This is a genomic window from Protofrankia sp. CiP1_Cm_nod2 (assembly GCF_920664355.1).
Lineage (GTDB): Bacteria > Actinomycetota > Actinomycetes > Frankiales > Frankiaceae > Protofrankia.
Window position 1 is genome coordinate 1 of record NZ_CAKKTL010000302.1, and the last position, 5,552, is coordinate 5,552.

Below are 5,552 nucleotides of genomic sequence, written 5' to 3' on the forward strand. Positions count from 1 at the left end.
GTCCCGCCCTGGCCACGCCGGCAGCCGGGTGCCGCCGGGACGGCCTGCCGGCCCGGTGGCCGGGCACCACCGCCGGGCCGGCAGGCCCGGAAGCCGGGGCGGCGCGTCGACGACGGCGCGTGTCCGCGAGTGTCGGTCCAGGCCGGCTCCCCGGCGTCCCCACGCACTCGAGAAAAATCATGATCGTGTGTTCTTCGACCGGATGGGCCACAAGTAACGTCGGGAAGCGTGACGAGCCCCCCCGCACAGAGCACGATGGAAGGGGACCCACTCACGACGAAGCATGCGCGCAACGACCAAGTGACGTCAGGGAGAACACGTGGCGAAGGACAGCGGCAGCAGGTTCTCGGTCATCACCGACGGGCTTCCCAGCCAGTTGCCGGACATCGACCCGTCCGAAACCGGCGAATGGCTGGAGTCCCTGGACGCGGTGATCGACGAGCAGGGCCGTGGCCGGGCCCGATTCCTCATGCTGAAGCTGCTGGAACGGGCCCGGGAGAAGGCCGTCGGAGTGCCCGGGCTCACCAGCACCGATTTCATCAACACCATCCCGCCGGAGCGGGAACCGTGGTTCCCCGGGGACGAGCACATCGAACGGCGCATCCGGGCCTATGTCCGCTGGAACGCGGCCATCATGGTGAGCCGCGCGAACCGTCCCGAATACGGCGTCGGCGGGCATATCGCGACATATGCGTCCAGCGCCGCTCTCTACGAGGTGGGATTCAACCACTTCTTCCGCGGCAAGGACAACCTGACCGGCGGGCCCGGCGGTGACTCGGGCGACCAGGTGTTCATTCAGGGACACGCCTCACCGGGTATCTACGCCCGGGCCTTTCTCGAGGGCCGGCTGACCGCGGCGCAGCTCGACGCGTTCCGTCGGGAGGGCGAGCCCGGCGGGCTGTCCTCCTATCCACATCCCCGGCTCATGCCCGACTTCTGGGAGTTCCCGACCGTCTCGATGGGCCTCGGGCCGATCCACGCCATCTACCAGGCCCGGTTCAACCGCTATCTGCTGAACCGGCGGATCAAGGACACCTCCGGCAGCCGGGTGTGGGCCTTCCTCGGTGACGGCGAGATGGACGAGCCGGAGTCGATCGGCGCGCTCGGCATCGCCGCGCGCGAGGAGCTCGACAACCTCATCTTCGTCGTGAACTGCAACCTGCAGCGCCTCGACGGGCCGGTCCGCGGCAACGGGAAAATCATGCAGGAGCTGGAGTCGCTGTTCCGCGGCGCCGGCTGGAACGTCATCAAGGTGGTCTGGGGCCGCGACTGGGACCCGCTGCTGGCCAAGGACACCGACGGGGTGCTCGTCCACCGGATGAACACCACCCCGGACGGCCAGTTCCAGACCTACACGACATCGTCCGGCGCGTACATCCGGGAACACTTCTTCGGCGCGGACGCGCGGCTGCGCCGTATGGTCAAGGACCTGTCCGACGACGAGCTGCGCAAACTCTCCCGCGGCGGGCACGACTACCGCAAACTGTACGCGGCCTACAAGGCGGCGACCGAGCACGCCGGCCAGCCCACCGTCATCCTCGCCCACACCATAAAGGGCTGGACGCTGGGCAAGGACTTCGAGGCGCGCAACGCCACGCACCAGATGAAGAAACTCTCCAAGGCCGATCTCAAGGAGTTCCGCGACCGGCTCTACCTGGACATTCCCGACTCCGAGCTGGAAGGCCCCCTGCCGCCCTACTTCCATCCCGGCCCGGATTCGGAGGAGATCCAGTACATGCGGGAACGGCGGGCCGTGCTGGACGGCACACTGCCGCGGCGGGTCGTGCGCGCCCGGCCCCTCCCGCAGCCGCCGGAGTCCATCTTCGGTGACCTGCGGCGGGGCTCGGGCAAGCAGCCGGTGGCCACCACCATGGCCTTCGTCCGGCTGCTCAAGGACCTGATAAAGACGAAGGAGATGGGCGCCCGGTTCGTCCCGGTTATTCCGGATGAGGCGCGTACCTTCGGTATGGACGCCATGTTCCCGACCGCCAAGATCTATTCACCGCACGGTCAGCGTTACGAGGCTGTGGACCGCGAGCTCCTGCTTTCCTACCAGGAGTCCGAGACCGGCCAGATGCTGCACGAGGGAATCAACGAGGCCGGTTCGATGGGGTCGGTCGTCGCCGCGGGCACCGCGTACGCCACCCACGGCGTGCACATGATCCCGGTGTACGTGTTCTACTCGATGTTCGGGTTCCAGCGGACCGGTGACCAGATGTGGGCGCTCGGCGACCAGCTCGGCCGCGGCTTCCTGCTCGGTGCCACCGCGGGCCGCACGACCCTCAACGGCGAGGGCCTCCAGCACCAGGACGGCCACTCCCTGCTGCTCGCCTCGACGAACCCGGCGTGCGTGGCCTACGACCCGGCGTTCGCCTTCGAGGTCGCCCACATCGTCCGGGACGGCCTCGACCGGATGTACGGCGAGCGCGACGAGGACGTCTTCTACTACCTGACCGTCTACAACGAGCCGTTCCCGCAGCCGGCCGAGCCGGCCGGGGCCGACCCGGCGCAGATACTCGCCGGCATGTACCTGTTCCGGCCGTTCGCCGAGGCGGGCCTGCCGGTACGGCCGCCGGCGGAGGCCGGCTCCCCCGAAGCCGGCGCGCCGGACGCCGAGCCGCCCCGCGCGCAGCTGCTGGCCAGCGGCACCGGGATGCGCTGGGCGCTGGACGCCCAGGAGCTGCTCGCGAACGACTTCGGCGTACAGGCGGACGTGTGGTCGGTGACCTCCTGGAACGAGCTGCGCCGCGAGGCACTCAGCTGCGAGGAGCACAACCTGCTCAACCCGGACTCGGTGGAACGCCGGCCGTACGTGACCCGGCTCCTGCAGGGGGCACCCGGGCCGGTGATCGCCGTCAGTGACTGGATGCGGGCGGTGCCGGACCAGATCTCCCGCTGGATCCCCCAGGACTACTCCTCCCTGGGCACCGACGGTTACGGGCGCTCGGACACCCGGGCGGCGCTGCGCCGCCACTTCCACGTCGACGCCGAGTCGATCACGGTGGCGACGCTGGAGGCCCTGACCCGCCACGGCGCGATCAAGGCAACGGTCGTCGAGGACGCGATCCACCGGTACCGGCTGCGGGAGGCGTAGCACCAGGAGGCGCCACGCGGCGCCGAAACTCCACCGGCCGCCGACCGACCGCCGGCCGCCGGCCGGTCGGTCTGGCCGGCCGGCGGCCGGTCAGCGTCCCAGCGCGGTGTGCATCTCCCATACCAGGATCTCCGCCGGCCCGGCCTCGGCGGCCACCGCGAGGCTGTCACAGCCCCTGATCCGGGCCGCGTCCCCGGTGCCGAGCTCGCCCGCGCTCTCCAGCGTGACCGTGCCGCGCGCGACGAACAGGTGCACCCACGGCGCGGACGGCAGGCTCACCCGGCCGGCGGCGGGCAGGCGCGCCGCGTGCAGGACCGCGTTGCGCTGCTGGATGTCGATGGCGGCGCTCGAGCCCGCCCCGCCGGCGATCGCCACCAGCTCGCCGGTGGCGAGGGCGTCCGCCACATCCCGCTGGGCATAACTGGGCGTGATCCCGGTATGGTCGGGGGTCACCCACATCTGGATGAAGTGGACGGTGCCCGGATCGTCCAGGGCGTCGGGCGTCCCCGGGCCGCCGGTGGCGCCGGCCGCGTTCGTCTCCGCGTGCGTAATCCCCGTGCCGGCGCTCATACGCTGAGCGACCCCGGGCCGGATGGTGCCATGGGTCCCGGTGGAATCCGTGTGCAGGAGCTCACCCTCCAGCACCCAGGTCACGATCTCCATGTCCCGGTGCGAGTGAGTGGCAAAGCCGCCACCGGGAGCGACATGGTCGTCGTTACTGACCAGCAGCAGGCCGAAATGGGTGTTGGCCGGATCATAGTGGCGACCGAACGCGAACGAGTGACGGGAGTCCAACCAGTCATTCCGGGTCACCGCCCGGCCGTCCGCGCGCCTGACGGCAATCCCCGCCCCCCGCAGCGCCGAGATATCGGTCACAGTTGCTCGCGCCCCTTTCCTGTCGCTGGCCCGCGTCCGCCGGCTACCATCGTTGCGGCTACTATCGGTGCGCCAGTTGCCGTAGGGTTCATCCGACGTACATGCTGCCGAGACCATGGTCCAATCTATTCGCCCCGACGGCTATGATCCCAGTCGGATGGCCAGGAAGAACGGGGCCTTTGGCCAACCAGTGGCCAACCGACCGCCAGGCGCGACCTAAGGGCCTCGTGAGGAGGCGATGTGACGGCTGCCGACAGCCCGACCCGACAGCAGATGCCAGAGCCACCACGGAGAGAAATACTACTCGGCGTCATCGTTGGAATACGAAAACGTGACATGGCCTGCGCGAAGCCGGGGAAACCGGCATGATTCTGCGTTTCCGTCGAATCGACAGGCTGGAGAATCATCCCAATCTCCGCGGGATCCTCGCGATCCTCGCCCAACTCGTGCACACCAGTGACGCCGAACTCAACCAGCTGGCCCTGGCCTGGCGCAACACACCCCAACTCGCCACCGCGCGGGACAAGGCACTCTCACCGGACGCGCCACTGGTCATCGAGGTCCTTGCCGCGTTCGACGCCCTGTCGGCCATCTACGCCGACGACCTCGCCGGCATCGACGACTACGTGACAGTCGACCCGAACGTCACCGCGACCGCGCTCAAGGCGGTCCGGGACGCGATCGCGGCCGCCTACGCCAAGCCGATTCTCACCAGGTCGGAGTATGCCGCGCTGCTGCGGCCCTGGCGCGCCGTCTACCCCCGCAGCCGCGGGCACGAACCGGATCTCGGCCCGTTCGGATCCGAGGTCAAGCGGGTTCTTGCCGCGCTGCCGGCGCTGGCACGGCGCTGTCACGACGCCGACAGCCTGCGGACCTACGACCGTCTGCTGGTCGCCGCGCTCACCCGGGACGAGACCGCCCACCAGGACGCCATGCAGATCGCGTTCAACAGCGCCGTGCGCACGGGGCGCCGCCGGGTGTGGACGCTGATACGCCGCAGCGCCGCCGAGGGCTTCTGGCGGCTGTGCCCGTCCTGCCACACGACGATCGACTCCGTGGACGCCGGCACCGACCAGCGGGTGATGGAGCTCTGCGCGGACCTCGCGTGCGCCCTGCTCGTGCAGGACATCCTCGACCCCGACACCGTCGCGAGCCTGACCGCGCCACTGCACACGCTGGTCCCGCTCCAGGAGCGCTACGACATCGACACCAACCGCTACCGCTAGGCGTCAACCGCTACCGCCAGGCCGCCAGGCCATGGCCGGCTGCCCGCCGCGGACGCGGGTGCGCGGACGCGCCGTCACAGCGGCGGTGCCCGGGCGACCGACGCCCACCAAAAACGACCCAAACCGCGGTCAGCCGGCTGTCGGCACAGCCGGGAGAACCGGAGGGATCCGGTCCGACGAACGCGTCAGGGCCATCCCGCCCGCTCTCCGGCCTGAGGGCGCAGCGGTCCCGGCCGCCGAGCGGGCGAAAACCACGCCGCGTACCCCTCGTGTACCCGTCCGGCCGGACAGCCTCGGTGGCGCCCCTCAGCCACGCGTAAAGATACCATCACGCACTGTTCAGCCGGATAGGCCCT

General features: G+C 69.9%; 3 protein-coding genes. 2 read left to right on the top strand and 1 reads right to left on the bottom strand.

All coding sequences use genetic code 11. From position 1 onward, the window contains the following. Positions 1-319: 319 nt before the first annotated feature. Positions 320-3,094, top strand: coding sequence for a pyruvate dehydrogenase (acetyl-transferring), homodimeric type (gene aceE, locus NBW84_RS22130; RefSeq protein ID WP_445548817.1), 2,775 nt, complete (start codon positions 320-322; stop codon positions 3,092-3,094). Positions 3,095-3,184: 90 nt separating this feature from the next. Here the strand turns inward: aceE and NBW84_RS22135 are convergent, their stop codons facing one another. Beyond that, positions 3,185-3,970: a pirin family protein gene (locus tag NBW84_RS22135; protein WP_250287080.1), complete on the bottom strand. Its 786-nt coding sequence runs from the start codon at positions 3,968-3,970 to the stop codon at positions 3,185-3,187. 365 nt (positions 3,971-4,335) lie between these two features. On the opposite strand from NBW84_RS22135, the gene NBW84_RS22140 reads away from it, so the two are divergent. After that, positions 4,336-5,196, top strand: a complete 861-nt coding sequence (locus NBW84_RS22140; RefSeq protein ID WP_250287081.1) for a hypothetical protein — start codon at positions 4,336-4,338, stop codon at positions 5,194-5,196. Positions 5,197-5,552: the final 356 nt, after the last annotated feature.

Coding starts and splice junctions, on each gene's coding strand:
- NBW84_RS22140 (WP_250287081.1), top strand. CDS start 4,336: ATGATTCTGCGTTTCCGTCGAATCGACAGGCTGGAGAATCATCCCAAT.